Here is a 25,840-nt window from a genome sequence, read left to right on the forward strand (position 1 = left end):
GCGGACGCTCATGCGTTGCCACTACTCGGAGTGGTTGGCGCACGCAGGCTGCCGGCGGCGTGATCGACGACGGCGCCGATCCGCCGGGGCCGGCCTTCCCCACCGCACGGCGTCCCGGGTTCTCCCCGCGTCCCAGGCCCTCCCCCGCACCCCCGGCCCTCCCCTGCGCCCCCGAGCGTTCCGGAGCCCCGGCGGCCGGTGTTTCCCGGCCGTCCGCAGGCACGGTTCCGCGGGTCCACGGCGGAAGGCCGGTTCCGAAGGCGCCGGGGCGAGTTACGCTGAGCAGCACGGGCACCGGTACGTCCCACGGTGGTCACGGGCTGCGATCCCCCTCCTGGCCCGGGGTGAGCAGGCCACCGGTCCGGCCGGAGCCCGCCGACCGGAAGGAGGACGCGATGACCATCTCCTGGGAGGACTTCCTCGCCCGCGTCGTGGAGCGCGGCGAGTACCGGGGCGAGGCCGAGGCGGATCACGCCGCCCGGGTCGTACTGGCCCTGCTCGGTGAGCACCTGGTGGGGTCCGCGCGGGTCGAACTCGCCGATGCGCTGCCCGTCGGCTACGCCTCGCTGCTGCGCGACGCCGTGCCCGCGGCCGAGCCGCTGACCGCCGAACGCTTCGTGCAGGCCGTGGTGGGGTGGATCGACGGGGCGACCCCGGCGACGGTGCAGTGGGACATCGGGGCCGTGCTCAGCGCGGTCGCCGACCTGGTCCCCGGGGAGTTGCTGGACCAGGTGATCGAGCAACTCCCGGACGGCTACGACCTGCTGTTCGGCCACCCGGCACCGGCCTGAGGCGTGTCTCTCGGGCTCCCTGCCGGGCGGCCGTCGGGTGCCGCTACCCCGTGGTGGCCCGGAACAGCTCCGCGCCCGGGCCGGTCAGTTCGACCGGCCCGGCGCCCGGGCGCAGGTAGGCCGACGCGCCCGCCGGAAGGGTGAGTTCGGCACCGCCGGGCGTTCGCAGCAGGGCCTGCCCGGAGACGCAGAGCAGGATCTGCGGGGTGGGGAGGTCGACCCGGGCGGCGGCCGGGCCGGGGCGCAGACGGGAGAGCCTGAACTCCTCGGCGGGGGAGGGGAAGACCTCCTCGACGCCGGTTCCGGTGGCTGTTCCACCACCCGTGCCGGAGCCGGAGCCCGGGTCGTCCCCGAGCCGGCGCGGCACCAGCACCTCCGGCTCCCCGGGCCGGAAGGACGTGACCGCCAGCAGACCGTCCACGTCGACGTGCTTGGGGGTGAGCCCGCAGCGCAGTACGTTGTCCGAGTTGGCCATCAACTCCACGCCCACGCCCCGCAGGTAGGCGTGCGGAACCCCGGCGTCCAGGAACAGCGCCTGCCCGGCCGCGAGCCGGACGTGGTTGAGCAGCAGCGCGGAGAGCAGTCCCCGGTCACCGGGGTACTCCTCGGCGAGGCGGGCGTACGCGGCGCAGCTCGCGCCGTACGGTCCACCGGCGGCCGCCGTGCGGCGCAGGGCCTCGGTGACGGCGGCGAGTTCGCCGCCGGAGGCGTGCGGCCCGGAGCGCAGCAGCTCGGGCAGCACGGCCTCGGCGGGCCGGGCGCGCAGGGCGGCGGCCCAGGGGGACAGCACACCGAGCGCGTCCAGCAGCCGGGCGGTGGCGGCGGTGGGCCGGAAGCCGCAGAGGGCCTCGAAGTCGCCGAGTGCGCAGATGAGTTCGGGCTTGTGCCCGCGGTCCTTGAACACCCGCTCCGGCGCGTCCGCCGGGATGCCCCGGGCCTGCTCCGCCGCGTACCCGGCCTCGGCCTGGGCGCGGGTGGGGTGGACCTGGAGGGAGAGCGCCCGGTCGGCGGCCAGCACCTTGAACAGGAACGGCAGCGCGGGGCCGAACCGCCGTACGGTGTCCGGTCCGAGCAGGCCTTCCGGGTCGGCCTCGATCAGCCGGTCCAGCGGCTGCTGTCCGACACCGACACCGGCGCTGTCGCCGCCGAGGCCGGACAGCAGGGAGGGCGCCGACGGGTGGGCGCCCAGCCAGAGTTCGGCCTGCGGGCCGCCGTCGGGCGCGACGCCGGTGAGCGCGGGGATCGCGGTGGGCGAGCCCCAGGCGTAGCGGCGGACGGGGTTCCGCAGGAGGGCGAACGGTGGGAGAGCGGGCCGCGGCGAAGCGGGTGGCGGAAGGGCGGTCGGCGGCATGCGGGCGGCTCCGGGGAGGCTCAGCGGCAGAGCGCGGCCGCGCCGATCAGCCCGGCGTCGGTGCCGAGTTCGGCGCGGCGCACGTCCAGGCCGCGGATGTACGAGAGGGCGGCGTAGCGGTCCAGGTGGCGGGCGAGCGGGGTGAACAGCACGTCCCCGGCGCCGGCCACGCCGCCGCCGACGACGACCCGGGAGAGGTCCACCAGGGCGGCCGTGGCGGCGATCCCGGCGGCCAGCGCCTGGGCGGCGCGGTCGAAGGAGGCGAGCGCGAGCGGGTCGCCCGCGGCGGCGGAGGCGGCGACGGCGCGGGCCGTCCGGTCGCCGTTCACCGGCTGCCAGCCCTGGGCGAGCGCCCGGCGGGCGATGGCGGTGCCGCTGGCGAGGCCCTCCAGACAGCCGCGCGAGCCGCACGGGCAGGGTTCGCCGTCCAGGTCGACGGTGATGTGCCCGAGGTGGCCGGCGTTGCCGCTGGGGCCGGGGCGGACCGCGCCGTCGAGGACCAGTCCGGCGCCGACCCCGGTCGACACCACCAGGCAGAGCGCGTTGCCGGCGCCTCGGGCCGCGCCCTGCCAGTGCTCGGCGGCGGCCATCGCGACGCCGTCCCCGGCGAGGCGGACGGGCAGTGTGCGCGCTGCCACCGCGGGGTGCGCGGCGACCTCGGCGACCAGCGGGAAACCGCGCCAGCCGGGGATGTTGACCGGGCTGACGGTGCCGTCGGCGAGGTCGACCGGGCCGGCGCTGCCGATTCCGACGGCCGTCACGGCGACCCAGTCGGCCGTGCCGGAGAGTTCGTCCAGCACCCGGTGCACCACGGCGAGCACGGCCGCGCCCGGCTCGGCGGCCGGGGTGGGCAGCTGGAGCCGGTGCCGCAGCCGTCCGTCGGCGTCGACCACTGCCCCGGCGATCTTGGTGCCGCCGATGTCGAGGGCGGCGAACAGCGGGGTGAGCGGCACGGTGGGCTCCAGGAAGTAGGGGGGGCGGCGCCCCGGCCGCGGGGCCGGGGCGCCGAACAGCGTAGACGTCAGGCCGCGGCCCGCAGGCGCAGGGTGACCAGCTCGAACGGGCGCAGCGCGAGGCGCACCGCGCCGTCCTCGACGGACACCTCGCCGCGGGTGCCGTCCCAGGGCCGCTCCAGCAGGTCGCAGGGGACGGCGCCGGCCAGCGGGAAGGAGGTGGTCAGCCGGCCCCGGGCGCGGCCGCCGCCGGCCTCGTAGACCCGGACGATCAGGTCCCCGCTGCGGTCGTCGGCGAGCTTGACGGCGCTCACCACCAGGGCGTCGTTGTCCAGTTCCACCAGCGGGGCGACCTGCTCGGCGCTGCCGGTGACCCGCCGCTCGGGCAGGCCGATCCGGTAACCCTCGCGGACGGCGTCGCCGATCGCCGCGCCGGGCACCAGGGCGTGCCGGAAGCGGTGCAGGCCCTGGTCGGTCCTCGGGTCGGGGAAGCGCGGGGCGCGCAGCAGCGAGAAGCGGACCGTGGTGGTGGTGCCGCCGTCGTCGGGGCGCACGGTGCGGGTGACGTCGTGGCCGTAGGTGGAGGCGGTGACCAGGGCGACGCCCCAGCCGGGCTCGTCGAAGTGGACGAAGCGGTGGTTGCAGGCCTCGAACTTGGCGGCGTCCCAGCTGGTGTTGGTGTGGGTGGGCCGGTAGAGGTGGCCGAACTGGGTCTCGGCGGCGTAGCGCTCGGTGTGGACGTCGAGCGGGAAGGCGGCCTTGAGGAACTTCTCGGTCTCGTGCCAGTCGACCTCGGTGTCGATGTCCACGCGCTGTTCGCCGGCCGGCAGGGTGAGGGTCTGGACGACGGTGGAGGAGCCGAAGGAGCGGGTGATCCGCGCCGAGGCCGCGGCGGGGGACGCGGTGGCGGTGAGCGAGTCCACGCCGGTCAGGTCGGTGACGGTGTTGCGGTAGAACTGGTCCACGTCCCAGGCGTCCCACATGTTGGGGAAGTCGGGGTGCAGCTGGAGCAGGTTGGCCCGGCCGCCGGGGGCGACGGTCTCCCGGCCGGTCGCGAGCTCGACCACCGAGGCGATCAGCCCGTCCGCGTCCACGACGACCTCCAGCAGGCCGTTGCGCAGCGTGAAGCCGCCCTCGGCGCGCTCGACGGCCTCGCAGGTTCCGCTCGGCGGGGCGGTGGTGCCGGCCCCGCCGCCCGGCACCGCCGAGCGGGTGTGCGGCGCCGCGTTGAACACCAGCTCGCGCCCGCCCGAGGGCGCCCCGGCCAGTGCCTGCTGGGCCGCGCCGATCAGCCCCTCCAGCTCGTCGGCCAGCGCCGCGTACGTCGCCTCGGCCTCGCGGTGCACCCAGGCGATGGACGAGCCGGGCAGGATGTCGTGGAACTGGTGCAGCAGCACCGTCTTCCAGATCCGGTCCAGCTGTTCGTACGGGTAGTCCGCGCCGGTGCGCAAGGTGGCGGTGGCGCACCAGAGTTCGGCCTCGCGCAGCAGGTTCTCGCTGCGCCGGTTGCCCTGCTTGGTCTTCGCCTGGCTGGTCAGGGTGGCCCGGTGCAGCTCCAGGTAGAGCTCGCCGACCCAGACCGGCGGGTTCGGGTACTCGGCCTCGGCCTTGGCGAAGAACTCGGCGGGGTTCTCCCAGCGGACGACGGCCGAGCCCTCCAGGTCGTTCATCCGGGCCGCCTTGGCGACCATCTCGCGCGTCGTGCCGCCGCCGCCGTCGCCCCAGCCGGTCGGCGCGAGCGAGTGCCGGGCGACGCCCTTGTCCTTGAAGTTCTTCGCCGCGTGGGCGATCTCGCTGCCCTTCATCGAGCAGTTGTAGGTGTCCACCGGCGGGAAGTGGGTGAAGATCCTGGTCCCGTCGATGCCCTCCCAGAGGAAGGTGTGGTGCGGGAACTTGTTGATCTGGCTCCACGAGATCTTCTGCGTCAGCAGCCACTTGGAACCGGCGTTGCGGATGATCTGCGGCAGGCCGCCGGTGAAGCCGAAGGTGTCCGGCAGCCAGGCCTCGTGGTTCTCCACCCCGAACTCGTCCAGGAAGAACCGCTTGCCGTGCACGAACTGCCGGGCCATCGCCTCCGAGCTCGGCATGTTGGTGTCGGACTCCACCCACATGCCGCCCGCCGGGACGAACCGGCCCTCGGCGACGGCCTTCCGTACCCGCGCGTACACCTCGGGGCGGTGCTCCTTGATCCAGGCGAACTGCTGGGCCTGGGACATGGTGTAGCGGAAGTCCGGCTCGTCCTCCAGCAGCGCCGTCATGTTGGCGGTGGTGCGGGCCACCTTGCGGACGGTCTCGCGCAGCGGCCAGAGCCAGGCCGAGTCGATGTGCGCGTGGCCGATCGCGCTGATCCGGTGCGCCGAGGGCACGGCGGGCGCGGCCAGCACCCCTTCGAGCTGCGAACGGGCGGCCGCGGCAGTGCCGTTGACGTCCTGGAGGTCGACGGCGTCGAGCGCCCGCTCGACCGCGCGCAGGATGTCCCAGCGGCGGGCGCCCTCCACCGGCAGCTCGGCCATCAGCTCGCCGAGCACCTCCAGGTCCAGCACCAGCTGCCAGACCGTTTCGTCGAAGACGGCCAGGTCCATCCGGGCCAGCTTGTACTGCGGCTGGTCGCCGGACGTCTCCTTGTCACCCAACTCGGTGGGCAGGAACGGGTGATAGTCCAGGATGACCGGGTTGGAGGCGGCCTCGACGTGCAGCAGCACCTGCTCGCCGCCGGCCGCCGGGGCGGCGATCCGCACCCACTGGTTCTGCGGGTTGAGGCCCTTCACCGGGGAGCCGTCCGGGCGGTAGACCAGGCCCTCGCACTGGAAACCGGGCATGTTGGCGTCGAAGCCGAGGTCGATCAGCGCCTCGACGGTGCGCCCGGCCCACGCCTCGGGGACGGTACCGGTCACGGTGATCCAGCTGGTGCCCCAGGGCGCGCCCCAGGCGTCGCCCACCGCGATCGGGGTGCGCGGAGCGGCCAGGCCCTCGGCGACCGGGACGGGCTCGCCGGGGGCCGTCCAGATGCCGACCTCCAGTGGGACGGACTCGGGGTACACGGCCGGGCGAATGCGCTCGTCCAGGACGCGCTTGAGGCGGGACTCGACCAGGGTGCGGTCATCGTGCATGTCAGCGGGCTCCGTTGCGGGCTGGGTTGCGGGCTGGGTTGCGGTCAGAGAGAACGTACGTCGCAGGGGTGGACCACCTCGGTGATGCCGCGCGCGGCGAGGTGGACGCGGTCCTCGGCGCGCTCGGCGAGGACCGCGGTCGGGCGGGCGCCCGCCTCGGCGAGGCGCATGAACGCCTCGTACGCCGAACCGCCGGGGCCGCAGACCGAGCGGCCGGGCGAGGTGACCTCGTCGCCGGTGGCGACCACCACGGCGGTGCTGCGCGGCTTCGGCGGCTGCCAGGAGCGGCGGGCCTCGGCGGCGGCCTCGGCGAGCCGGGCACCGGCCGGTTTGACCGTCCGGTCGGTGGTCAACAGGCCGAGGCTGTACTCCAGTTCGGGGAAGTCGGCGAGCGAGCGGTCCACGTCGTGCGAGCACCACCAGGTGACGCCCCACAGGTCCGGGCAGTCCAGGACGGCCTCCACGGTGGCGCCGGTGAAGCGCGCGGCGTCCTCGGCCGTGATGTGCGGGGCGGGCGCGCCGACCTCCTGCAGCCAGACCGGGCGGGCCGGGTCGTCCGCCCAGGCCTTGGACAGCTCGACCAGGTACGCGGCGTGCTGCGCGGTGGCGGTGGAGTGCGCGCCGTAGCGCTGGGCGGTGCCGTTGAACACCCAGGAGTGCACGGCGGTCGCGGCGCCGATCCGGGCCGAGTGCCAGGGCGTGAACGGGTGCTCGTCCAGGTACCAGGCCGCGTCGTACGAGGCGTGCAGGTGCAGCCGGCCGGGGGCGCCCTGCTCGCAGGCGTCGAGCATCCGGCGCAGCCAGGCCTCCGCCTCGGCGGGGGTGGCCCGGTCCGGGTCGGGGTGCGGGGCGCCGGAGAACTGGTTGATCTCGTTGCCGAGCGTCATTCCGAGGAAGTTGGGCCGCTCGTGCAGCGCCCCGGCGAGGGTGCGCAGGTAGGCGGCCTGGCCGTCGAGCACCTCGGGGTCGGTGAAGATGTTGCGCCGGTGCCAGGTCCGCGTCCAGGACGGGAGGAAGTCGAAGCTGGACAGGTGGCCCTGCAGGCCGTCCACGGCGACGTCCAGTCCGCGCTCGCCGGCCGCGTCCACCAGGGCCGTCAGCTGCTCGACGGCGCGCGGACGGATCAGGGTGCGGTTGGGCTGGAAGACCGGCCAGAGCGGGAAGACCCGGACGTGGTCCAGGCCGAGGGCGGCGATGGAGTCGAAGTCGGCGCGCACGGCGTCGAGGTCGAAGTCGAGCCAGTGGTGGAACCAGCCGGCGCTGGGGGTGTAGTTGACGCCGAAACGGGGGGCGGTGGCCATCGGAGAGCTTCCTCAACGGGTTCGGGGCGTACGGACGGTGGGCCATCCCTGGGGCGGGCTATCCCTTGACGGCTCCCTCCTCGACGCCCTTGAAGAAGAAGCGCTGGCAGACGCCGAACACCACGACGATCGGCAGGAAGGCGATCATGGTGCCGGCCGCGATCAGCCGGGGGTTGGCGGAGAAGGTGCCGTTGAGGTACTGGAGCCCGACGGTGAGGGTGTACTTCTGCGGGTCGTTGAGCACGATCAGCGGCCACAGGAAGTCGTCCCACGCGCCGATGAAGGTGAAGATCACGATCACGCTGAGCATCCCGCGCACGTTCGGCAGACCGATGTGCCACAGCCGCTGCCAGACGTTGGCGCCGTCCACCAGCGCGGCCTGGTCGAGTTCGGCCGGGACGGCGGCGAAGGCGGTGCGCATCAGCAGCACGTTGAGCATCGCGATCGAGCCGGGCAGCGCGACCCCGGCCAGGCTGTCGGCCAGGCCGAGACCGCGCACCAGCACGTACTGGGAGACGATGGTGACCTCGCCGGGCAGGATCAGGGTGGCGAGGAAGAGGCCGAGGACGAGCTTCGCCCCGCGGAAGCGCAGCCGGGCGAGCGCGTAGCCGGCCAGGGTGCAGCCGACCACGTTGCCGGTGATGCAGACCACGGCGACGATCACCGAGTTGAGCGCGTAGGTCCACACCGGGATGACGTCGGCGACCTTGCCGTAGTTGCCCAGGGTGGGCTGGTCGGGCAGGAAGCTCGGGGTGCGGGTGTAGACGTCCTCGGCGGGGCCCTTGAGGGAGGTGGACAGCTGCCACAGGAAGGGGCCGATGACCAGCAGCAGGACCAGCACCAGGAGCAGGTAGCGGGCGGCGGTCTGCGCGGTGGAGGGGGTGTTGAAGCCCCGGGAGCGCCTGGCGGGCCCGGCGGGGCCGGCGGGGCCGGCAGGCTCGGTGGTCGCGTCGTGGGACCGGGGCGTACGGACGGTGGTCATGGGGGGTCAGGCCGCCTTCCGGTTCAGCCGCATCAGGAACAGCATCGGGCCGAGGGTGACGACGAACAGCAGCAGGCTGAGCGCCGAGGCGTAGCCCAGGTGCCCGTTGAAGCCACGGCTGTACATCTGGATCAGCATCACCACCGACATGTCCCGGCCGCCGGGGCCGCCCAGACCGTTGGAGAGCACGTACAGCTCGGAGAAGACGCGCAGCGAGCTCACCGAGATCAGCGCCGAGATCAGGATCATGGTCGGGCGTACCCCGGGCAGGGTGACGTGCCAGAACCGGTGCAGCGGGCCGGCGCCGTCCACGGCCGCGGCCTCGTGCAGCTCGCGCGGGACGTTGGCGAGCGCGGACAGGTAGATGACCATGTAGTAGCCGAGGCCCTTCCAGACGGTCAGGGCGATCGCGCTGAACAGCAGCAGCCAGCGATCGGTCAGGAAGGCGACCGGGGAGCCGGCCAGCCCGGCCTGCTGCAGCAGACCGTTGGCCAGGCCCCGTTCGTCCAGCACCCAGCCCCAGATCAGCGCCACCACGACGGCGGAGGCGATCACCGGGGTGTAGAAGGCGGTGCGGAAGAACGTGATGCCGGGAATCCTGCGCTGCACCAGCAGGGCGAGCAGCAGCGGCAGGACGGTCAGCAGGGGCAGGCAGACCAGCATGAACACGATGCTGTTGAGCAGGGCGTCGGCGAGCTGCTCGTCGTCCAGCAGCCGGCCGAAGTTCTCCAGTCCGGTGAACCGCCCGCCGCCCAGGGGCTTGGCGTTGGTGAAGGACAGGATCACCGTGTTGACGGCCGGCCAGAGGTTGAAGACGGCCAGCCAGACTATCGCGGGCCCGGCGAGCAGCCAGGGGGTGAACCAACGCCGGTGGGTCATGCCGTGCCTTCCTGGGGCCTGGGGGTGGTGCGGGCGGTTCCCGGGAGCGGCGGGCGCGGGGGAGCCCGCCGCTGGTCGCCGGTACGAGGGGTGGGGCGCCGCAGGGAGGGTGTGCCGGCGCGGGAGGTCGCGCCGGTGCGGCGCCGCGGGCCCGGTGGGGTCAGCCCTTGAGCAGCTTGTTGCACTGCTCGACGGCGGTGTCCAGCGCCTGCTTGGAGCTGGTGTCGCCGCTGATGGCCAGCGCGAACTGCTGCTTGATGACGGTGCCCATCGCGTCGTCCACCTCGACGGGCTGGATCAGCTTGGCCTTGGCGAGCGAGGTGAAGGCGATCACCTTGGCGTCGCCCGCGTTGGTGCCGTCGCTCCTGCTGAAGAACGGGTCGTTCGCGGAGGCCTTGGTGGAGGGGAACACGCTGGTCAGGTGGGCGAAGGCGGCCTGGTTCTCGGGGCTGGTCACCCAGCGGGCGAGGGCCACGGCGGCGGCCGGGTTCTTGGTGTTCTTCGGGATGGACAGGCCCTGGACGTACAGCGGCGGGGTGGCCATCGCGGGGGAGGAGACGACCTTCGGGGCGAGGGTCGGGTTGTCGGTGGCGAGGCTGGTGATGTAGTTGCCGCCGCCGGTGGTCCAGGCCACCGTGCCGGAGCTGAAGAGCTTGGAGTTGCCGGCGTAGGTGTCGGTCAGCACTCCGTTCGGCATCAGGCCCTCCTTGAAGGCGTCGCGGTACTTGTCGAGCAGTGCGGCGGCCTCGGGGGTGTTGAAGGTGAAGGACTTGCCGTCGTCGGACATGATCTTCACGCCGATGTTGTACAGGTCCCCGATGCCCGGCTTGCGGCTCATCAGATAGGTCTGGCCGCCGGACTTCTCCTTCATCGTCCGGGCCTGGGCGATCAGCTCGTCCAGACTGGCCGGGGGCTTCTGCGGGTCCAGGCCGTTCTTCGTCAGGAGCTCCGAACTCCAGTAGTTCACATCGGTGTTGAGGTACCAGGGGTAGCCGAAGGTGCCCTGGTACCCGTTGAACCGGTAGGCGTCGACGCCGCCGGGGACGTACTCCTCGGCGAGCTTCGGGTCGGCCTTGGCGACGTCCAGCAGGACGTCCTTCTTCGCCAGCGGGAAGGCGAAGTCCGGCGGGAGGTTGACCACGTCGGGCAGGCTGCCGGCGGCGGCCTGGCTGAGCACCTTGTCGGAGTAGCCCTCGCCGGGCTGGTCCAGCCAGTCGACCTCGACGCCGGGGTACTTCTTCTTGAAGCCGTCGATCACGCCCTGCATGTAGTCGGTGAACTTCGGCTTGAGCGCCCAGGTCTGGAGCGAGACCTTGCCCTTGACCTCGCCGGTGGCGGCCGCACTCGCCACCGCGTCGCTGTCCTTGGTGTCGCCGGAGCCGAGTCCGCAGCCGGTGAGCGCGGCGGTGGCGAGCGCGGTCGTGGTCAGTGCCGCCCAGATTCTTCGCATGAGGGTCTCCCGGTCCTGGGGGTGGGTGGGGGATCGTGCCGAGCTCGGGGGTTGTGCCGGATTCCGCAACCTGACTAACTAAACCGGTCTAGCTATGCCAGGGACTATGCTCCCGCCTAAACTTGGATGTCAAGAGAAGGAGTCGGGTTCAGTGGGCAGACCGACGATCGCCGACATCGCCCGCCGGGCCGGTGTCTCCAAGGGCGCGGTGTCCTTCGCGCTCAACGGCCGCCCCGGCGTCAGCGAGGCGACCAGGGCCCGGATCCTGGGAGTCGCCGAGGAGATGAACTGGCGCCCGCACAGCGCCGCGCGCGCCCTCGGCGGAGCCCGGGCCGACGCCGTCGGCCTGGTGATCGCCCGGCCGGCCCGCACCATCGGCGTCGAGCCGTTCTTCAGCCAACTGCTGTCCGGGCTCCAGGCGGTGCTCTCGGCCAGGGCGGTCGCGCTGCACCTGATGGTGGTCGAGGACACCGCCGCCGAGATCGAGGTCTACCGGGGCTGGGCCTCCGAGCACCGGGTGGACGGCTTCATCGTGGTCGACCTGCAGGTCAAGGACCCGCGGCTGCCGGTCCTCGACGAACTCGGGCTGCCCGCGGTGGTGCTGGGCGGACCCGGCAAGGGCGGCAACCAGCTGCGGGTCTGGGCCGACGACCGGGAGGCGATGCTCTCGATCGTCGACTACCTGGCCGCCATCGGGCACCGCCGGATCGCCCACCTCGCCGGGCTGCCGCACTTCCAGCACACCCAGCGGCGGATCCGCGCACTGCGCGACGCCTCGCGCCGGCTCGGGCTGGAGGAGGCGGTGTCGGTCCCCACCGACTTCAGCGACGCCGAGGGCGCGGCCGCCACCCGGACCCTGCTGTCCCGGGCCAGGCGGCCCACCGCGATCGTCTACGACAGCGACGTGATGGCCGTCGCCGGGCTCGGCGTGGCGGGGGAGATGGGCGTCGCGGTGCCCGGCGAGCTGTCCATCGTCTCCTTCGACGACTCGGTGCTCGCCCGGATCGTCCACCCGCCGCTGACCGCGCTCAGCCGGGACACCTTCGCGCTCGGGGAGCAGGTCGCGCGCAGCCTGCTGGCGGCGCTGGACGAGGCCGGGCCGGGGCGGGACCTCCAGATGCCCACGCCGCGGCTGACCGTGCGGGAGTCCACCTCGCCGCCGGGGGCCGCGCCGGCCGGCTCCCCGGAGGCCTCCGCCGGCGCTTCGCCCGCCGGGCCGCCCGCCGGGCCGCCTTCCGGTTCCGCGGCCGGTTCGCCCTCCGGTTCCGTCGCCGGTTCCGTCGCGGGTTCCCCCGGCCGGGTGGATGCTGCGCGCATCGTTGACAGCGGTTCTGAACCGGTTTAGCCTCGCAGCGCCGAGCGGCTCCGCTCGGCGCGCTCCGCCGCACTCCGTCCGGCTTCCGCCGCCCGTCCCGCTCCCCGCCGCGCCCGTACGTTCCCGTACCTTCCCGTGCGCTCCCGTGCGCCGAGGAAGCCCGGCGGCGGCGCGACCCCCACTCGATCCAGCACCGGCACGCCCGCATGCAGTCGGGCCCGTCCGCGACGGCGGGCCCGCCCCCACCCTCCTCCGCTCGATCGGAGCCACCGCATGTCACGACGCCTCCCCCTGCTGCTCGGCGCCGCCCTCGCGACGGCCGCGCTGACCGCCGTCCCCGCGGCCCGGGCCGACCCGATACCCGCAGCGGCGCCCGCCGTCACCGCCGGCTCGGGCACCCAGCCCTTCGCCTCGTACTGGTACCCCAACAGCATCCTGACCTGGGACCCGGCCACCGACCCGGACGCCCGCTTCAACCGCTCCCGCGTCCCGCTCCAGCCGCGCACCGGCGACCCGGCACTGCGGGCCAACCCCAACGCCCGTGCCGGCGAGGGGAAGATCGCCTCCCTGGTCTCCTTCGGTCCCACCTCCAACAACCCCTCGCAGGGTTCCGCCGATCCCAACTACTACGCCTTCGGCTACTGGCAGTACGTCGACAAGCTGGTGTTCTGGGGCGGTTCGGCCGGCGAGGGCCTGATCCTCGCCCCCAACCCGACAGTGATCGACGCCGCCCACCGCAACGGCGTCAAGGTGTACGGCACGGTCTTCTTCCCGCCCGGCGCGTACGGCGGCCAGCTCCAGTGGGTGCGCGACTTCGTCCAGAAGTCCGGCGGCCGCTACCCGGTCGCCGACAAGCTCGTCCAGGCCGCGCAGTACTACGGCTTCGACGGCTGGTTCATCAACCAGGAGACCGGCGGCGGCGATTCGGCGCTGGCGGGCGAAGTGCGCAACCTGATGCAGTACACCAAGGCGCAGAGCGGCACCGAGTTCATGTGGTACGACGCGATGACCACCTCCGGCTCCGTCAACTGGCAGAACGCCCTCACCTCCGCCAACTCTCCCTTCCTGCAAGAGGGTTCCAAGCGGACCTCGGACTCGATGTTCCTGAACTTCGGCTGGTCGGCCAGCGGCCTGAACGCCTCCCGGGCGCTGGCCCGGCAGCTCGGCCGCAGCGAGTACGACCTCTACTCCGGCATCGACACCGAGGCCAACGGCTACAACACCGGCGTGGACTGGTCCGCCCTCTTCCCGTCCGGGCAGCCGCACACCACCTCGCTCGGCCTCTACCGCCCGGAGTGGACCTGGAAGTCCGCCACCGACCGCGCCGACTTCTACGCCAAGGACGCCCGCTACTGGGTCGGTGCCAACAACGACCCGTCCCGGATCGACCTCTCGGCGGGCTGGCCCGGCCTGGCCGGCTACGTGGCCGAGTCCTCGCCGATCACCGCCAAGCCCTTCGTCACCAACTTCGACACGGGGCAGGGTGACTTCTACAACGCGGCCGGTACTCGGGTCGCCACCGGTGGCTGGAACAACCTCTCGCTCCAGGACGTCCCGCCCACCTACCGCTGGATGGTGGAGTCGACCGGCAGCAGGCTCACCCCGTCCGTCGACTTCACCGACGCCTACCAGGGCGGCTCCTCGCTGCGGTTGAGCGGAAAGCTCGACGCCGCCAACACCGTACGGCTGTACCAGACCAAGCTGCCGGTCGCCGCGAACACCAGGCTGGACCTGGTGGTCAAGACCCCGGCCGCCGGGCCCACGAAGCTCAAGGCCGCCGTGTCGTTCACGGACTCGCCGAGCAGCTTCACCACGGTCGACGTCGGCGCCAACACCGGCAGCGGCTGGGAACGGCACACCCTCGACCTCTCCCCGTACGCGGGCCGCACCGTCGCCCAGATCGCCCTGCGGGTCGAGGGCAGCGACCCGGCGTACGACCTCCGGGTCGGACAGATCGCCCTTTACGACGGTGCGGTGGAGACCCCGGCGGCCCCGGCCGGCCTCACCGTGCTCGGCGCGAGCGACGTGACCGCCGGTACCAGCCAGTCCCTGCGGCTGTCCTGGACGGCGGCGCCCGGCGGCAACGTGCACCACTACGAGGTCTACCGGCGCAACGCGGACGGCAGCCGCAGCTTCCTCGGCGCTACGCCCAACGACGCGTACTTCGTCGGGCGGCTCGACCGGGCCGGCAACGAGAACGCCACCACGCTGGACGTCGAGGCGGTGTCCACCACCTACGGGCGCTCCACTGCCGCCTCCACGACTGTCCGTTGGAACGGCACCCCGCCGACCTCCGTCAACCTGGCGCTCAACCGCCCGGCCACCGCCTCCGGCCAGTGCAACGCCTACGAGGGCCCGGCCAAGGCCGTCAACGGCAGCGTCAGCGGCGGGACCGGCGACAAGTGGTGCGCGCTGACCTCCGCCAAGTGGCTGGAGGCGGACCTCGGTTCGGCGAAGCAACTGTCGAAGTTCGTGGTCAAGCACGCGGCGGCGGGCGGCGAGAGCGCCTCGTACAACACCCGTGACTTCGCCATCCAGGTCCGGTCCGGCGCGAACGACCCCTGGACGACCGTCGCCGACGTCACCGGGAACACGGCCGGCACCACCACCCACCCGGTGAACATCACCGCCCGGTACGTCCGGCTGGTGGTCAACACGCCGACCCAGACCGGCGACCCGGCCGCCCGCATCTACGAGTTCGAGGCCTGGGGCGCGTAGCCCCGCCGCCCCGCGCTGCCCTGTCCGAGGAAAGGAAGCACCCCCGTGCCGGTCATCATCACCGCCGTCGAGAGCACCGATCTGTTCGTCGGCCCCGAGGACGCCCCGCGCCAAGTGCTGCGGGTGACGCTGGAGGGCCCGGCCGCCCGGATCACGGTCAGCGGCCCGGGCGTCCGCGGCGAGGCGACCGGCACGGGGTCGGTCGAGGTCCCGCTGGAGATCAGCGGGGCCTCGCCCGGCGACCGGCTGCCCGTCACCGTGCGGGCCTCGGACGCCGTCGCGGAGGCGAGCGTGGACGTCGCCGAACCCGGCTGGACGATGTTCCTGGTCTCCCACTTCCACTACGACCCGGTCTGGTGGAACACCCAGGCCGCCTACACCTCCCCGTGGGAACTGCTCTCCGCCGACGCCACCACCCGGCCGCTGTGGGAGCGCAACGGCTTCGCCCTCGTCGACGCGCACCTGGACCTCGCCCTGCGGGACCCGGTGTACAAGTTCGTGCTCGCCGAAGTCGACTACCTGAAGCCGTACTTCGACCAGCACCCGGAGCGCCGCGAGACCCTGCGGCTGCTGCTGGAACGCGGCCAGATCGAACTCGTCGGCGGCACCTACAACGAGCCGAACACCAACCTCACCGGCGCGGAGACCACCATCCGCAACATCGTCCACGGCATCGGCTACCAGCGTGACATCCTCGGCGGCGACCCCCGGACCGCCTGGCAGCTCGACGTGTTCGGACACGACCCGCAGTTCCCCGGCCACCTCGCCGCGGCCGGCCTCACCGGCAGCGCCTGGGCGCGCGGCCCCTTCCACCAGTGGGGCCCGATCCAGAAGAACTTCCGGGAGGCCAAGGACGACGCCCGGGTGATGCAGTTCCCGAGCGAGTTCGAGTGGATCGCCCCCAGCGGGGACGGCGTGCTCACCCACTACATGCCGCACCACTACTCGGCCGGCTGGTGGATGGACTCCTCTCCGGACCTCGCCACCGCCGAACAGGCCGTCTACGAGCTGTACCGCAAGCTCAAGCCCGTCGGGGCGACGAAGAACCTGCTGCTGCCGGTCGGGACGGACTACACCCCGCCGAACAAGTGGGTCACCGAGATCCACCGCTCCTGGGCCGCCAAGTACCTCTGGCCCCGGTTCGTCTGCGCCGTCCCGCGCGACTTCCTCGACGCCGTCCGCGCCGAACTCGCCGCCACCGGAAGGCGGCCCAGCCCGCAGACCCGCGACATGAACCCGGTGTACACCGGCAAGGACGTCTCGTACATCGACACCAAGCAGGCCCAACGAGCCGGCGAGGTCGCGGCCGTGGACGCGGAGAAGCTCGCCACGCTCGCCTCCGTGCACGGCCTCGGCCGCTACCCGGCCGCCGCGCTCGACAAGGTCTGGCGCCAACTCGCCTACGGCGCCCACCACGACGCGATCACCGGTTCCGAGTCCGACCAGGTGTACCTGGACCTGCTCGGTGGCTGGCGGGAGGCGTACGACCTGGCGTCCGGCGTGCGCGACGCGGCTCTGGACGCTCTCGCGGGGCGGATCTCCACGGCGGGGGCGGGACCCACGGCGGGGGCGGGACCCACCGCGGGCGCGGGCTCGGCGATCGTGGTGACCAACACGCTCTCCTTCGACCGGACCGACGTCGTCACGGTCGAACTGCCGGACGGCATGCGGTCGGTGCGAGTGCTCGACGACCGGGGCGAGTCCGTGCCGAGCGCCGTCGACCGGGGGACGCTGCGTTTCCTGGCCGCCGAGGTGCCCGCGCTCGGCTGGCGCACCTGGCGACTGGTGGAGGGCGAGGCGGAGCAGCCGTGGACGGCGGCCGACGGTTTCGTGATCGAGGGCGACCGGTACCGCGTCACCGCCGACCCGGCGCGCGGCGGCGGTCTCACCTCGGTCCACGACCTGTCGAACCGAAGGGAGTTGATCCAGGAGGGCCGGATCGGCAACGAGCTGCGGGTGTACGAGGAGTACCCGCAGCACCCCGACTTCGGCGAGGGCCCCTGGCACCTGGTGCCCAGCGGTCCGGTCGTCGGTTCGGGCGACGGCGAGGCGTCCGTCCGCCGGGAGACCGGGCCGCTCGGCGAGCGCCTCGTGATCGAGGGCACGGTCGACTCCGTCCGGTACGAGCAGACCGTCACGCTCTGGCGCGGCCTCGACCGGGTGGACTGCCGCACCCGGGTGGTGGACCACTCCGGCGCCGACCGGCTGCTGCGGCTGCGCTTCCCGGTGGACGTCCCCGGCGGCCTGCCGGTCAGCGAGGTCGCGGGCGCGGTCGTCGGGCGCGGCTTCGCGATGCCGGACGTGGACTCGGCGGAGGCGCCGTGGACCCTGGACAACCCCGCCAACACCTGGTTCGGGCTCGGCGCCACCGCGCGCGTGGACCTCACCGACGCACTGGGTGCGGCGGCCGGCTCGCGCGCCCTCGGGGTGGCGGAGGTCGTCGTCCCCGCGCTGGACGACGCCGCCGACGCCCGTCCGCTGGTGGTCGCGCTCGCCCGGGTCGGGGTCACCGCCACCACCTCGGGGGCGGACTGGGCGCGGTACGGCTGGCTGGAGGTGGACTCCAACCTGCCGGACTTCCGGATCGTCGTCGGTGGGCCCGACGTCAACGATGCGGCCAAGGAGTTGATCTCGCTGGCGGGGGAGGAGTACGCCGCCGGCCTGAAGGCGCACGGCGCGGTGTGGGTGCCCGCCGTGACCCCGCTCGCCGAGGTCTGGCGGCCGGACGCCGACCTGCGCGACCTGCGGGCGCTGCCGGCGCTCGTCGTCTCCGACGTGGCGGCGCTGGTCGACGACCTGGCCGACGCCCGGATCACCGCCGTCTGCCCGTCCTCGGTCCAGGAGCAACTGGCCGACCACACCGTCGCGTTGCTGAGCTTCGGTCTGCCCGGCTTCGCCGTCGACACCACCGGCGCCCTGCACCTGTCGCTGATGCGCTCCTGCACCGGCTGGCCCTCGGGCGTCTGGATCGACCCGCCCCGGCGCACCCTGCCCGACGGCGCGTCCTTCCAACTCCAGCACTGGACGCACGAGTTCAGCTACGCACTGGTGGGAGGGGACGGCGACTGGCGGGACCGCACACTGCCCGCCCAGGGCCAGGAGTTCAACCACCCGCTGTACGCCCGGATCACCCCGGCGCAGGACGGGCCGCTGCCCGCCACCCTGTCCTGGCTGCGGGTCGAGCCGCAGCGCGAGGTGCTGCTCGGGACGCTCAAACCGGCCGGCAACCCGATCGCGCACGGCTCGACGTCGCCACTCGGGCGCGAACTGACCGTCCGGCTCGTCGAATCCACCGGCCTCGGGCGCACGGCGCGGCTCGGCGGCGCGCTCGGCCTGGGCGAGATCCGGGCCGCGGACCTGCTGGAACGACCGCTTCCCTCCGGTGACTCCGCTCTCGACCTCGCCGGTTCGCAGATCGCCACCCTGCTCGCGACCCCGGCCGTCACCGCCCCCGCGGCCGCGACGGACCTCGGCCCCACCGCGGAACCCGCCCAGCCCGTCCACGCCCGCTACTGGCTCCACAACCGGGGCCCGGCCCCGCTCGGCTACCTGCCGGTGTCCGTCGGCGCCTCGCCCGGTCTGCTGCGAACGGCGGGGGAGCCGGTGACGCTGTCGGTCGTGCTCTCCTCCCAGCTCCGCGATGCCGCCGTTGAGGGCACGGCCGTCGTGCTGCCGCCCGAGGGCTGGACGACCGGCCTCGGCAGCCGCCCGTACCGACTGGAGGCCGGCGGGCACCTGCGCTTCCCGGTCACCGTCACCCCGCCGGCCGGAGCCGAGCCCGGGCTGTACTTCGCCGCCGTCCGCATCGAGCACGACGGCCAGCTGATCGAGGACGTGGTGACCATCGCCGTCGGCGAGCTGCCCGACCTGCTCCCCGTCCCCGGCGACACTCCCGAGGACTGGACGATCGCCCAGGGCAGCAAGGCCACCACCGGCCGCGACACCGGGCTGGACGTCGAGGTCTCCACCGCGACCCTGCGCGTGGCCCCCGGCGGCCGGGCCACCCTGTCCCTCGTCCTCACCAACCGCACGCGCGGCGAGATCCGCGGCGAACTCCAGCTCGTCTCCCCGTGGGGCACCTGGGAGGCCATCGCCGACCCCGTCCGCGGCTTCACCGCCCCCGCCGGCACCGCCACGACCGTCGACTTCCCCGTCACCGTCCCCGAATCCACCGACCCGGGCGCGTACTGGGCCCTCGCCAAGGTCATGTGGTTCGGCCGCTGCCAGTACGCCCCGACCGTCGCCCTGGTGGTGGAGGCATGACCACGCTCGGCCTGCTCGACGGACGCCCGCTCCCGCGGACGGCACTCGACCACCGCCTCGCCGCCCTGCGGAACGGCCCGCGCGCCACCGCCCTGCCGCAGTCCGGCAGTTCGGAGGACCGCCAGCTCACCCGATGGGTCGCCCAGGTCCTGCTGACCGAGGCGCTGTGCGAGGCGGTCGCCGCCGAACGCCGGCTGCCCGTGGTCCCCGACGGCCCCGACGGCCCCGCCCGCCTCGATCAGCAGGCCGCCGTCGAACTCGGCTCCATCACGGCGGCCGCCTTCGAGGGCAACCCGGCCGTCCGCGCCGTCTACGCGGCCGTCACCGCCGACGTCGAACCCTCACCCGCCGACATCGCCCACTACCGCACCATGACCACCCGCCCACCGGCGGAGCGCTGGCACCTCGCCCTCCCCGACGGCGAACTGGAGGCCGACCCGGACACCCTCCCGACCGCCCTCGCCGAAGCCCTCCGCACCGCCCCGCCCGGCACCTGGGTCACCGCCGGCCCCTGGAAAGCCGCCCTGCTCACTGTGGCCACGCCCCCGGAGCCCCCCGACCCCGCCCCGACCCTCCGCGCCGCCGCCCGCCGCGCCGCCTTCGTCCGCTGGCTCGACCACGCACGCGCCCACCGCCTCACCCTGGTCGAAGGCCTGGAACACCCCGGCGACCCCGCCCAACCCGACAACCACCACCGGCACTGAGAACCGCGCACCTCGCCTGCCGCGCCTCGGAGAGAGGCGCGGCAGGCGTCCGGTGCTCGTGGCGGCGGACGGTGAACCTCTCGATGGTGAACCACTCGACGGTGGACTACTCGACGGTGAACTTTTCGTGGGGGATGCCCGCCGCCCAGACGGCCTCGAAGGCCGCGGAGCAGAGGTCCACGGCGGCCCGGTCCTCCGTGAAGGCGTGGCCCGCCCAGTCGCCGTCGCCCGTGAACCAGTGGAAGAGCACCAGCCGCCGGTCGATCAGCCAGAAGTCGTTGCCCGGGAGGGCGATGGTCGATGCCCGGCTCCGGGGAAGCCACCGGACCTGTTCGCCGGCCGCGAGGTTGACGGGGGTGACGGCGTGCTCGTACCTGATGTAGTCGGTCACCGGCTCCGAGACGATCCGGGCGCGGCGCAGGACGACACCCCGGGCGACCGCATCCTCCACCAGGGGGATCCACGTCGGCCAGAACGATGTGTTCGGGTCGTTGTCCACCTCGCCGGTCCTCCTGAAGCGGTCGAAGGGCTCGACCTCCTCGCCGACCGAGTAGGTGTCGCGCATCTCCAGGTGCGCGGCGGAGCGCGTGGCGCCCCTCAGCAGCTCGGCGAAGTCGGGTGCGCTCTGCGTCATCACAAGCCTTCCTCGGGGTCGGGACCGTTCCCAGCGGGACGCGGACCACATTCTCGCCGCCGGGGCACCGACGGTGCGGCCTTTCGCCCGATGACGCCCGCCGGGCCGGGGAGTCGGCGCGGCGGGCGTGCGCGGACAAACGGCGGCGGAGGGGCGAAGCTGGTGGGAGTGCCGGGGCGGGTGACGCCTGACGCCCGCCGCCTGCCTTTGGCCTCCGGCCTCCGACGTCCGGCCTTCGGCCTTCGACCTTCGACTCCGTACGGAAGGGTTCTCCACCATGGCTGCCACCTCGTCCACCTCCTCCGACGGCCTGCAGCGCGCCGTGCTGGTCGCCGCCCCGGGGGCGGCGCCCCAACTGTCCGAGGTGCCGGTCCGCGAGCCGGGGCGCGGGGCGGTGCGCGTCGCCGTCGAGGCGTGCGGCGTCTGCCACTCCGACCTCCTGATCGCCGGTGGCGCCCTGCCGGGCACGACGTTCCCAGTCACCCCCGGTCATGAGATCGCGGGCCGCATCGACGCCCTCGGCGAGGGGGTGGAGGGCTGGAAGGTCGGTGACCGGGTCGCCGTCGGCTGGTACGGCGGCAGCTGCGGCCGTTGTGACGCCTGCCGTTCGGGTGACGGAATCCACTGTCCCGAGCTGCAGGTCCCCGGGGCGGCCTACCCCGGCGGATACGCCGACAGTGTCGTCGTCCCGGCCATGGCCCTGGCCGCGATCCCCGACGGGCTGACCGCCGCCGAGGCGGCCCCGCTGGCCTGCGCCGGGATCACCGTCTTCAACGCCCTGCGCCGCTCCGCCGCCGGACCCGGGGACACGGTCGCGGTCCTGGGCCTGGGCGGGCTCGGCCATCTGGGGGTGCAGTTCGCCCGCGCGATGGGTTTCCGTACGGTGGCCATCGCCCGCGGTGCGGAGAAGCAGCCGCTGGCGCACGAGCTCGGCGCCGAGCACTACATCGACAGCACCGCCGGCGACGTCGCCGGGGCCCTGCGGTCGCTCGGCGGCGCGAAGGTGGTCCTGTCCACGGTCACCAACGCCGACGCCATGTCCGCCGTCGTCGACGGGCTCGGTCGGCGCGGCGAGCTCGTCGTCGTCGGCGTCTCCGCCGACGCCCTCTCGATCAGCCCGCTGCAGCTGATCACCGGGGACCGGAGGGTCTACGGCCACTCCTCGGGCACGGCCGTCGACACCGAGGACACCCTGCGTTTCGCCGCCCGCACCGGCGTGCGGGCGTGGATCGAGGAGGTGCCTCTGGAGGAGACCGCGGCCGCGGTGGCCAGGATGGCCGGCGGCCGGGCCCGCTTCCGCATGGTCGTCACCACCGGGCGTTGATCCCCGGCCGCCGCACCCTGGTTGCCGCGCCCGGCCGCTGATCACTGCCCGGGGGCGGTCCCGCAGGCGGCCGTGGTGAGGAAGGCCGTGACGGCGGTCTTGGCGGCGCGCGGGTCGGAGCGGTCGAACGGGTTGTGGGAGAGCGCGAGTTGACGTCGGCCGTCGGCCGTGCCGGCGGCCATCGTCGAGTAGCCGGGGAGGTCTCCGCTGTGGCCCCAGAACACCCCGCACGGGGTGTCGAAGCGGGCCAGCCCCAGCCCGTAGCCGCGTCCCGGTCCGGCGTCCGTCGTCCTGGTCATCTCGGCGAGTTCGGCGGGGCGCAGCAGTCGGCCGTCCAGGAGGGCGGCGATGAACCGGTTGAGGTCGGCGGCGCTGGAGATGCCCTGCCCGGCGGCGCCCAGAACGGACGGGTTGAGCTCGGTGACGTCCACCGGCCCGGTCGAGAGCTTCACGTAGCCGTGGGCGTGGGGGCCGGGCAGCAGCGGCGACAGGCCGGGCATGGTGGTGTCGTGCAGTCCCAGTGGCCGGATGATCCGCTGCTCGACCTCCCGCTGCCAGGGGCGGCCGGTGACCTTCTCGATGAGCAGGCCGGCGAGCAGGTAGTTGGTGTTGGAGTAGTGCCAGCCCTGCCCCGGTGGGAAGTACGGGGCACGGCCGTTGGCGAGCGCGAGCAGGTCGGCCGGCCGGTAGGTGTGCCAGCGCGGTCCGGCCAGCCAGCTGCGGTACTGGTCCTCGTCCTGGGGATCCATGCCGGGCGCTTCGGTGTAGTTGTACAACCCGCTGGTGTGGTCGAGCAGTTGGCGGACGGTGATGGCCGCGCCGTTCGGCACCGCGCCGGGAAGGCGGGCGTCGACCGGGTCGTCCAGGCCGAGGCGCCGCTCGGCGGAGAGCTGGAGCACGACGGTGGCGACGAAGGTCTTGGTGACGCTGCCGATCCTGAACCGGGCGCGCGCGGGCACCGCCGCGCCGGTGACCGGGTCGGCCACCCCGGCGCGCCCGCGCCAGACGGTCCGCCCGTCCTGGCGGACCTCGCCGACGGCGGCCGAGGAGCCGGCGTCGACGATGCCCCGCAGCGTGGTGCGCAGCGCGGCGGAATCGGCGCCCTCCGGCAGGAACTCCCCCTCCTCGTCCGCGGGCTGGATCACGACCGGCAGTCCGGCGGAGGGCGCGGCGAAGCCCGTCGTGGCGCCGGCGCCGAGCAGCGCGGTGGCGGCCAGGAGTGCGGCGGCCGAGCGGATACCGGCCCTCGATGTGCGCGGATGTGGCGTCATGCCTGCGTCCCTCCCCTGTCGGGCGCGCGTCGCCGCCCCCTCGCACCGATTCTGTCGGTGGGCCTCCGGCCGCAGCATCCACCGGAGGTGCTGCTTGGCATCCTCCCCGGGGCTGGTCGAGCCCGAATTCACCGTCCTTCAGGCGTACTTCACTCCGTACAGCGGTCCGGGGTCGGGGTCGGAGCCGGAACGGAATGGGCAGGACGGCGGGGAGGCGGCGTGCTGTTTCCCAGTGCGGCCGAATTGTTATGACGGTCCATCAGAAGATCGCCATTCGGAGGTTCCGTTGTCCGGCGCGGACGGCGCCCGTCGCAGGACGGCGAGCAGCCGCCCGTCCTCGGCGGGAGCCTGCCGCGCCCGCCAGGCGATGTGGCCGTCCGGGCGGACGAGGACGGCGCCGCACACCCGCGCCCCCGCCGCCGCCGGCCTCACCCACTGGCTGCTCTCCACCGCCGCCCTCGCCCTCGGCCTGTGGCTCGGCGAACGCGGCGGCTGCGCCTGGGGCCGCTGCGCCGCCCCGGGCTGCGAACGCTTCTTCATCGACACCGGCCGCCGCACCCCGCAGCGCTACTGCACCCCGCGCTGCGCCACCCGCGTCCGCGTCGCCGCCCACCGCGCGCAGCGGGAGGACCGGGCGTGAGGGCGGGGGAGGAGGCCGTTCCCCGCCCCCGCCGCGGCCGAACCTCCGCACTGGGTTCGTACACCGATCCGGGCCGGCGACCCCACCCCCATGGTGCGGGACGTACCCCTTGGGTCGCCCGGGCCGCCCTGGTACCCCAGGGGCACCATGCCGCCTCCACCCCCCAACTCCCGGGTTGACGAGGGTTGTTCGACTACGTCACGCTCGACGGACCGCCGGGCGGGCGGCCGGACGTGCCGCGCGTGTCGTACGCCGCGCGCCGCCCGACGCCCCGGCCCGGATGTCCACCGTGCACCCGTGTGGAGGTACCGCCATGTCCAAGCGCCGTCTCGCCGTCCCCGGAGCCGCCGTCGCCGCTCTGACCCTCGCCGCCCTGCTCCTCCCGGCCAGCGGCGCCCACGCCGCGCCGCCCGCCGACTCGTGCACCCAGAACTGGAGCATCAGCTCCGGCGAGGGCTACGCGAACGGCAAGTGGTGCAACTACAACACCAAGGTCGTCGGCACGGTGCACGACACCAAGGCGGACGGCCGCTGTCCGTACGTGCGCGGCAACCTCTCCAACGGCGGCCGCGTCGACAGCGACTGGGCCGGCGGCAAGGGCAAGTCCCGCGCCATCACCCTCTACGCCCCCTCGGGCACCCACTTCACCAGCGTCACCATGCGCTCCATCGGCTGCTGACGCCGACGCCGGGCGGGCGGGTGTCACCGGAAGCCTCCTCGGGGTTCCCTCAGGGATGGTGATACGCCGTCGGAAGCAGGCTCCCGGCCGCCTCTCCTCCTGCGCACCGACGACCGCCCCGGGCTCCGCGTGATGCCCTGGACGGGACCACGGTCGCCGCGCCGCCCGGACCGCACCCGGGAGTTCCGGCGGCGGCCGCGGCCGCGAGAGGAGAGGCCTCGTGAACCCGCCCGCCCAGCACCGCACCCGCAGCCGTACCCGTACCCGTACCCGCAGCCGTACCCGCACCCGCCCGCCCGGCCTCGGCGCGTCAGCCGTTGCCACGGCCGTCGCCATCGCCGTCGCACTCGGCACGGCCGCCCTCCCGGCGTCCGCCCACGCCGCGCCGGTCCGCCCGAACCCCGTCCAGCAGCGCCTCGACGCGCTCGTCGCCCAGGACGGCGTGCCGGGCGCACTGGCCGCCGTCTGCGACCGCGACGGCCGGACCCGGAACCACACCGCAGGGGTCGGCGACCTCACGACCGGAGCGCGGGTGCCCGTCGACGGCCAGATCCGGGTGGGCAGCAACACCAAGTCGTTCACCGCCACCGTCGTCCTGCAGCTCGTGGCCGAGGGCAAGGTCGACCTGGACGCCCCCCTCGACACCTACCTGCCCGGGGTCGTCCGCGGCACGGCCGGCCGCGCCCCCGCCGACGGACGGATCATCACCGTCCGTCAGATCCTCCAGCACACCAGCGGCCTGCCCGAGTACACCGCGCTGCTGGGAGACCAGGAGGCCACCCGGTACTACGAGCCGCGCGAGCTGCTCGACCTCGCGCTCGGCCAGGCCCCCGACTTCGCCCCCGGCACCGGCTGGAAGTACAGCAACACCGGGTACGTCGTGGCCGGCCTGATCATCCAGAAGGTCACCGGCCGACCCGCCGGCGAGGAGATCACCCGGCGCGTGATCGACCGCATCGGCCTGCGCCACACCTACTTCCCGGTCCAGGGCGACATGTCCGTCCACGAAGGCCACCCGCACGGCTACCTCACCGAACAGCCCGGCAGCGCCCCGCTGGACGTCACCGAGGAGGACCCCTCCTGGGCCTGGACCGCCGGAGCGCTGGTCTCCACCAACACCGACCTCAACCGCTTCTACCTCGCCCTCCTCGGCGGCGAACTGCTGCCCCCGGCGCAGCTCGCCCAGATGCGCACCACCGTCCCCGCCGAGTACATGGGCCCGGGCGCCCGGTACGGGCTGGGCATCGTCGGCCGCCCGCTGTCCTGCGGCGGCCTGTACTGGGGCCACGGCGGCTCCATCCCGGGCTACGTCACCCGCGGCGGCGCCACCGAGGACGGTCGCGCCGCCGACGTCGCGGTGACCACCACCCCGTCACCCGACGTCAAGCAGCGCGTGGCCGACGCGGTCGACGCCGCCCTCTGCAGCTGACCCGGGCCCGCCGCGCCGCGGACGGAATTGCGTCGGCCCCCTCCGC

The 25,840-nt window shown here is 73.7% G+C and carries 19 protein-coding genes; 9 read left to right on the top strand and 10 right to left on the bottom strand.

The annotated features are described in order from the left end of the window. Positions 1-395: 395 nt before the first annotated feature. Positions 396-791, top strand: a complete 396-nt coding sequence (locus ACWGKU_RS30665; protein WP_401046666.1) for a DUF2267 domain-containing protein — start codon at positions 396-398, stop codon at positions 789-791. Positions 792-834: 43 nt separating this feature from the next. Here the strand turns inward: ACWGKU_RS30665 and manA are convergent, their stop codons facing one another. The 7 genes from manA to ACWGKU_RS30700 all read right to left on the bottom strand — a co-directional run bounded on the left by manA (position 835) and on the right by ACWGKU_RS30700 (position 10,817). Beyond that, positions 835-2,142, bottom strand: a complete 1,308-nt coding sequence (gene manA / locus ACWGKU_RS30670) for a mannose-6-phosphate isomerase, class I (RefSeq protein ID WP_452178040.1) — start codon at positions 2,140-2,142, stop codon at positions 835-837. Positions 2,143-2,162: 20 nt separating this feature from the next. Next, the gene (locus ACWGKU_RS30675) at positions 2,163-3,095 is read right to left on the bottom strand and encodes an ROK family protein (RefSeq protein ID WP_452178041.1); all 933 of its coding nucleotides are present in this window, start codon (positions 3,093-3,095) and stop codon (positions 2,163-2,165) included. 68 nt (positions 3,096-3,163) lie between these two features. Further along, on the bottom strand, positions 3,164-6,205 hold the full coding sequence (locus ACWGKU_RS30680) for an alpha-mannosidase (protein WP_401052435.1): 3,042 nt from the start codon (positions 6,203-6,205) through the stop codon (positions 3,164-3,166). A gap of 44 nt (positions 6,206-6,249) precedes the next feature. Next, on the bottom strand, positions 6,250-7,506 hold the full coding sequence (locus tag ACWGKU_RS30685) for a glycoside hydrolase 5 family protein (RefSeq protein ID WP_401052437.1): 1,257 nt from the start codon (positions 7,504-7,506) through the stop codon (positions 6,250-6,252). Positions 7,507-7,564: 58 nt separating this feature from the next. After that, a complete protein-coding gene (locus tag ACWGKU_RS30690; protein ID WP_452178042.1) occupies positions 7,565-8,488 on the bottom strand; it encodes a carbohydrate ABC transporter permease in 924 nt (307 codons plus the stop codon). A 6-nt stretch (positions 8,489-8,494) separates the two neighbouring features. Further along, positions 8,495-9,367, bottom strand: coding sequence for a carbohydrate ABC transporter permease (locus ACWGKU_RS30695; RefSeq protein ID WP_359904771.1), 873 nt, complete (start codon positions 9,365-9,367; stop codon positions 8,495-8,497). 160 nt (positions 9,368-9,527) lie between these two features. After that, entirely contained in the window at positions 9,528-10,817 is a 1,290-nt protein-coding gene (locus ACWGKU_RS30700) for an ABC transporter substrate-binding protein (RefSeq protein WP_359904768.1), read from the bottom strand. Between the two features lie 151 nt (positions 10,818-10,968). Between ACWGKU_RS30700 and ACWGKU_RS30705 the strand changes: the two genes are divergently transcribed. The 4 genes from ACWGKU_RS30705 to ACWGKU_RS30720 all read left to right on the top strand — a co-directional run bounded on the left by ACWGKU_RS30705 (position 10,969) and on the right by ACWGKU_RS30720 (position 19,817). Then, complete coding sequence (locus ACWGKU_RS30705; protein ID WP_452178043.1) at positions 10,969-12,162, top strand: LacI family DNA-binding transcriptional regulator; 1,194 nt, start codon at positions 10,969-10,971, stop codon at positions 12,160-12,162. A gap of 243 nt (positions 12,163-12,405) precedes the next feature. Then, a complete protein-coding gene (locus ACWGKU_RS30710; RefSeq protein WP_452178044.1) occupies positions 12,406-14,850 on the top strand; it encodes an endo-beta-N-acetylglucosaminidase in 2,445 nt (814 codons plus the stop codon). 45 nt (positions 14,851-14,895) lie between these two features. Next, on the top strand, positions 14,896-19,113 hold the full coding sequence (locus tag ACWGKU_RS30715) for a glycoside hydrolase family 38 N-terminal domain-containing protein (protein WP_452178045.1): 4,218 nt from the start codon (positions 14,896-14,898) through the stop codon (positions 19,111-19,113). Continuing rightward, positions 19,110-19,817 carry a DUF7158 domain-containing protein gene (locus ACWGKU_RS30720; RefSeq protein ID WP_452178046.1) on the top strand — a complete coding sequence of 236 codons (708 nt, stop codon included), beginning with the start codon at positions 19,110-19,112 and terminating at the stop codon, positions 19,815-19,817. The genes ACWGKU_RS30715 and ACWGKU_RS30720 overlap by 4 nt, the downstream gene beginning before the upstream one ends. Positions 19,818-19,923: 106 nt before the next feature. On the opposite strand, the gene ACWGKU_RS30725 is transcribed toward ACWGKU_RS30720, so the two are convergent. Continuing rightward, positions 19,924-20,451, bottom strand: a complete 528-nt coding sequence (locus tag ACWGKU_RS30725; RefSeq protein WP_401055297.1) for a DUF6879 family protein — start codon at positions 20,449-20,451, stop codon at positions 19,924-19,926. A 277-nt stretch (positions 20,452-20,728) separates the two neighbouring features. Between ACWGKU_RS30725 and ACWGKU_RS30730 the strand changes: the two genes are divergently transcribed. Continuing rightward, on the top strand, positions 20,729-21,775 hold the full coding sequence (locus tag ACWGKU_RS30730; RefSeq protein WP_452178047.1) for an alcohol dehydrogenase catalytic domain-containing protein: 1,047 nt from the start codon (positions 20,729-20,731) through the stop codon (positions 21,773-21,775). A gap of 41 nt (positions 21,776-21,816) precedes the next feature. Here ACWGKU_RS30730 and ACWGKU_RS30735 read toward each other — a convergent pair whose 3' ends face one another. Further along, positions 21,817-23,046 (bottom strand): serine hydrolase domain-containing protein, encoded by a 1,230-nt coding sequence (locus tag ACWGKU_RS30735; RefSeq protein WP_452178048.1) that lies wholly within the window; start codon positions 23,044-23,046, stop codon positions 21,817-21,819. Positions 23,047-23,292: 246 nt separating this feature from the next. Further along, complete coding sequence (locus tag ACWGKU_RS30740) at positions 23,293-23,496, bottom strand: aromatic-ring hydroxylase C-terminal domain-containing protein (RefSeq protein WP_452178049.1); 204 nt, start codon at positions 23,494-23,496, stop codon at positions 23,293-23,295. Between ACWGKU_RS30740 and ACWGKU_RS30745 the strand changes: the two genes are divergently transcribed. From ACWGKU_RS30745 to ACWGKU_RS30755, 3 genes are all read left to right on the top strand, one after another. After that, positions 23,414-23,686, top strand: coding sequence for a CGNR zinc finger domain-containing protein (locus tag ACWGKU_RS30745; protein ID WP_452178050.1), 273 nt, complete (start codon positions 23,414-23,416; stop codon positions 23,684-23,686). The genes ACWGKU_RS30740 and ACWGKU_RS30745 overlap by 83 nt on opposite strands. Before the next feature lie 313 nt (positions 23,687-23,999). Continuing rightward, positions 24,000-24,365: a hypothetical protein gene (locus ACWGKU_RS30750; protein ID WP_401055645.1), complete on the top strand. Its 366-nt coding sequence runs from the start codon at positions 24,000-24,002 to the stop codon at positions 24,363-24,365. 220 nt (positions 24,366-24,585) lie between these two features. After that, positions 24,586-25,794 (top strand): serine hydrolase domain-containing protein, encoded by a 1,209-nt coding sequence (locus tag ACWGKU_RS30755; protein WP_452178051.1) that lies wholly within the window; start codon positions 24,586-24,588, stop codon positions 25,792-25,794. Positions 25,795-25,840 lie beyond the last annotated feature (46 nt).

This window comes from Kitasatospora sp. NPDC054768 (genome assembly GCF_053612025.1).

Bases quoted from the DNA above. Each gene is read 5' to 3' on its own strand.
- ACWGKU_RS30735 (WP_452178048.1), bottom strand. From the start codon at position 23,046: ATGACGCCACATCCGCGCACATCGAGGGCCGGTATCCGCTCGGCCGCC.
- ACWGKU_RS30700 (WP_359904768.1), bottom strand. From the start codon at position 10,817: ATGCGAAGAATCTGGGCGGCACTGACCACGACCGCGCTCGCCACCGCC.
- ACWGKU_RS30680 (WP_401052435.1), bottom strand. From the start codon at position 6,205: ATGCACGATGACCGCACCCTGGTCGAGTCCCGCCTCAAGCGCGTCCTG.
- ACWGKU_RS30685 (WP_401052437.1), bottom strand. From the start codon at position 7,506: ATGGCCACCGCCCCCCGTTTCGGCGTCAACTACACCCCCAGCGCCGGC.
- ACWGKU_RS30745 (WP_452178050.1), top strand. From the start codon at position 23,414: ATGTGGCCGTCCGGGCGGACGAGGACGGCGCCGCACACCCGCGCCCCC.
- ACWGKU_RS30725 (WP_401055297.1), bottom strand. From the start codon at position 20,451: ATGACGCAGAGCGCACCCGACTTCGCCGAGCTGCTGAGGGGCGCCACG.
- ACWGKU_RS30720 (WP_452178046.1), top strand. From the start codon at position 19,110: ATGACCACGCTCGGCCTGCTCGACGGACGCCCGCTCCCGCGGACGGCA.
- ACWGKU_RS30730 (WP_452178047.1), top strand. From the start codon at position 20,729: ATGGCTGCCACCTCGTCCACCTCCTCCGACGGCCTGCAGCGCGCCGTG.
- ACWGKU_RS30690 (WP_452178042.1), bottom strand. From the start codon at position 8,488: ATGACCACCGTCCGTACGCCCCGGTCCCACGACGCGACCACCGAGCCT.
- manA (WP_452178040.1), bottom strand. From the start codon at position 2,142: ATGCCGCCGACCGCCCTTCCGCCACCCGCTTCGCCGCGGCCCGCTCTC.
- ACWGKU_RS30665 (WP_401046666.1), top strand. From the start codon at position 396: ATGACCATCTCCTGGGAGGACTTCCTCGCCCGCGTCGTGGAGCGCGGC.
- ACWGKU_RS30710 (WP_452178044.1), top strand. From the start codon at position 12,406: ATGTCACGACGCCTCCCCCTGCTGCTCGGCGCCGCCCTCGCGACGGCC.
- ACWGKU_RS30750 (WP_401055645.1), top strand. From the start codon at position 24,000: ATGTCCAAGCGCCGTCTCGCCGTCCCCGGAGCCGCCGTCGCCGCTCTG.
- ACWGKU_RS30695 (WP_359904771.1), bottom strand. From the start codon at position 9,367: ATGACCCACCGGCGTTGGTTCACCCCCTGGCTGCTCGCCGGGCCCGCG.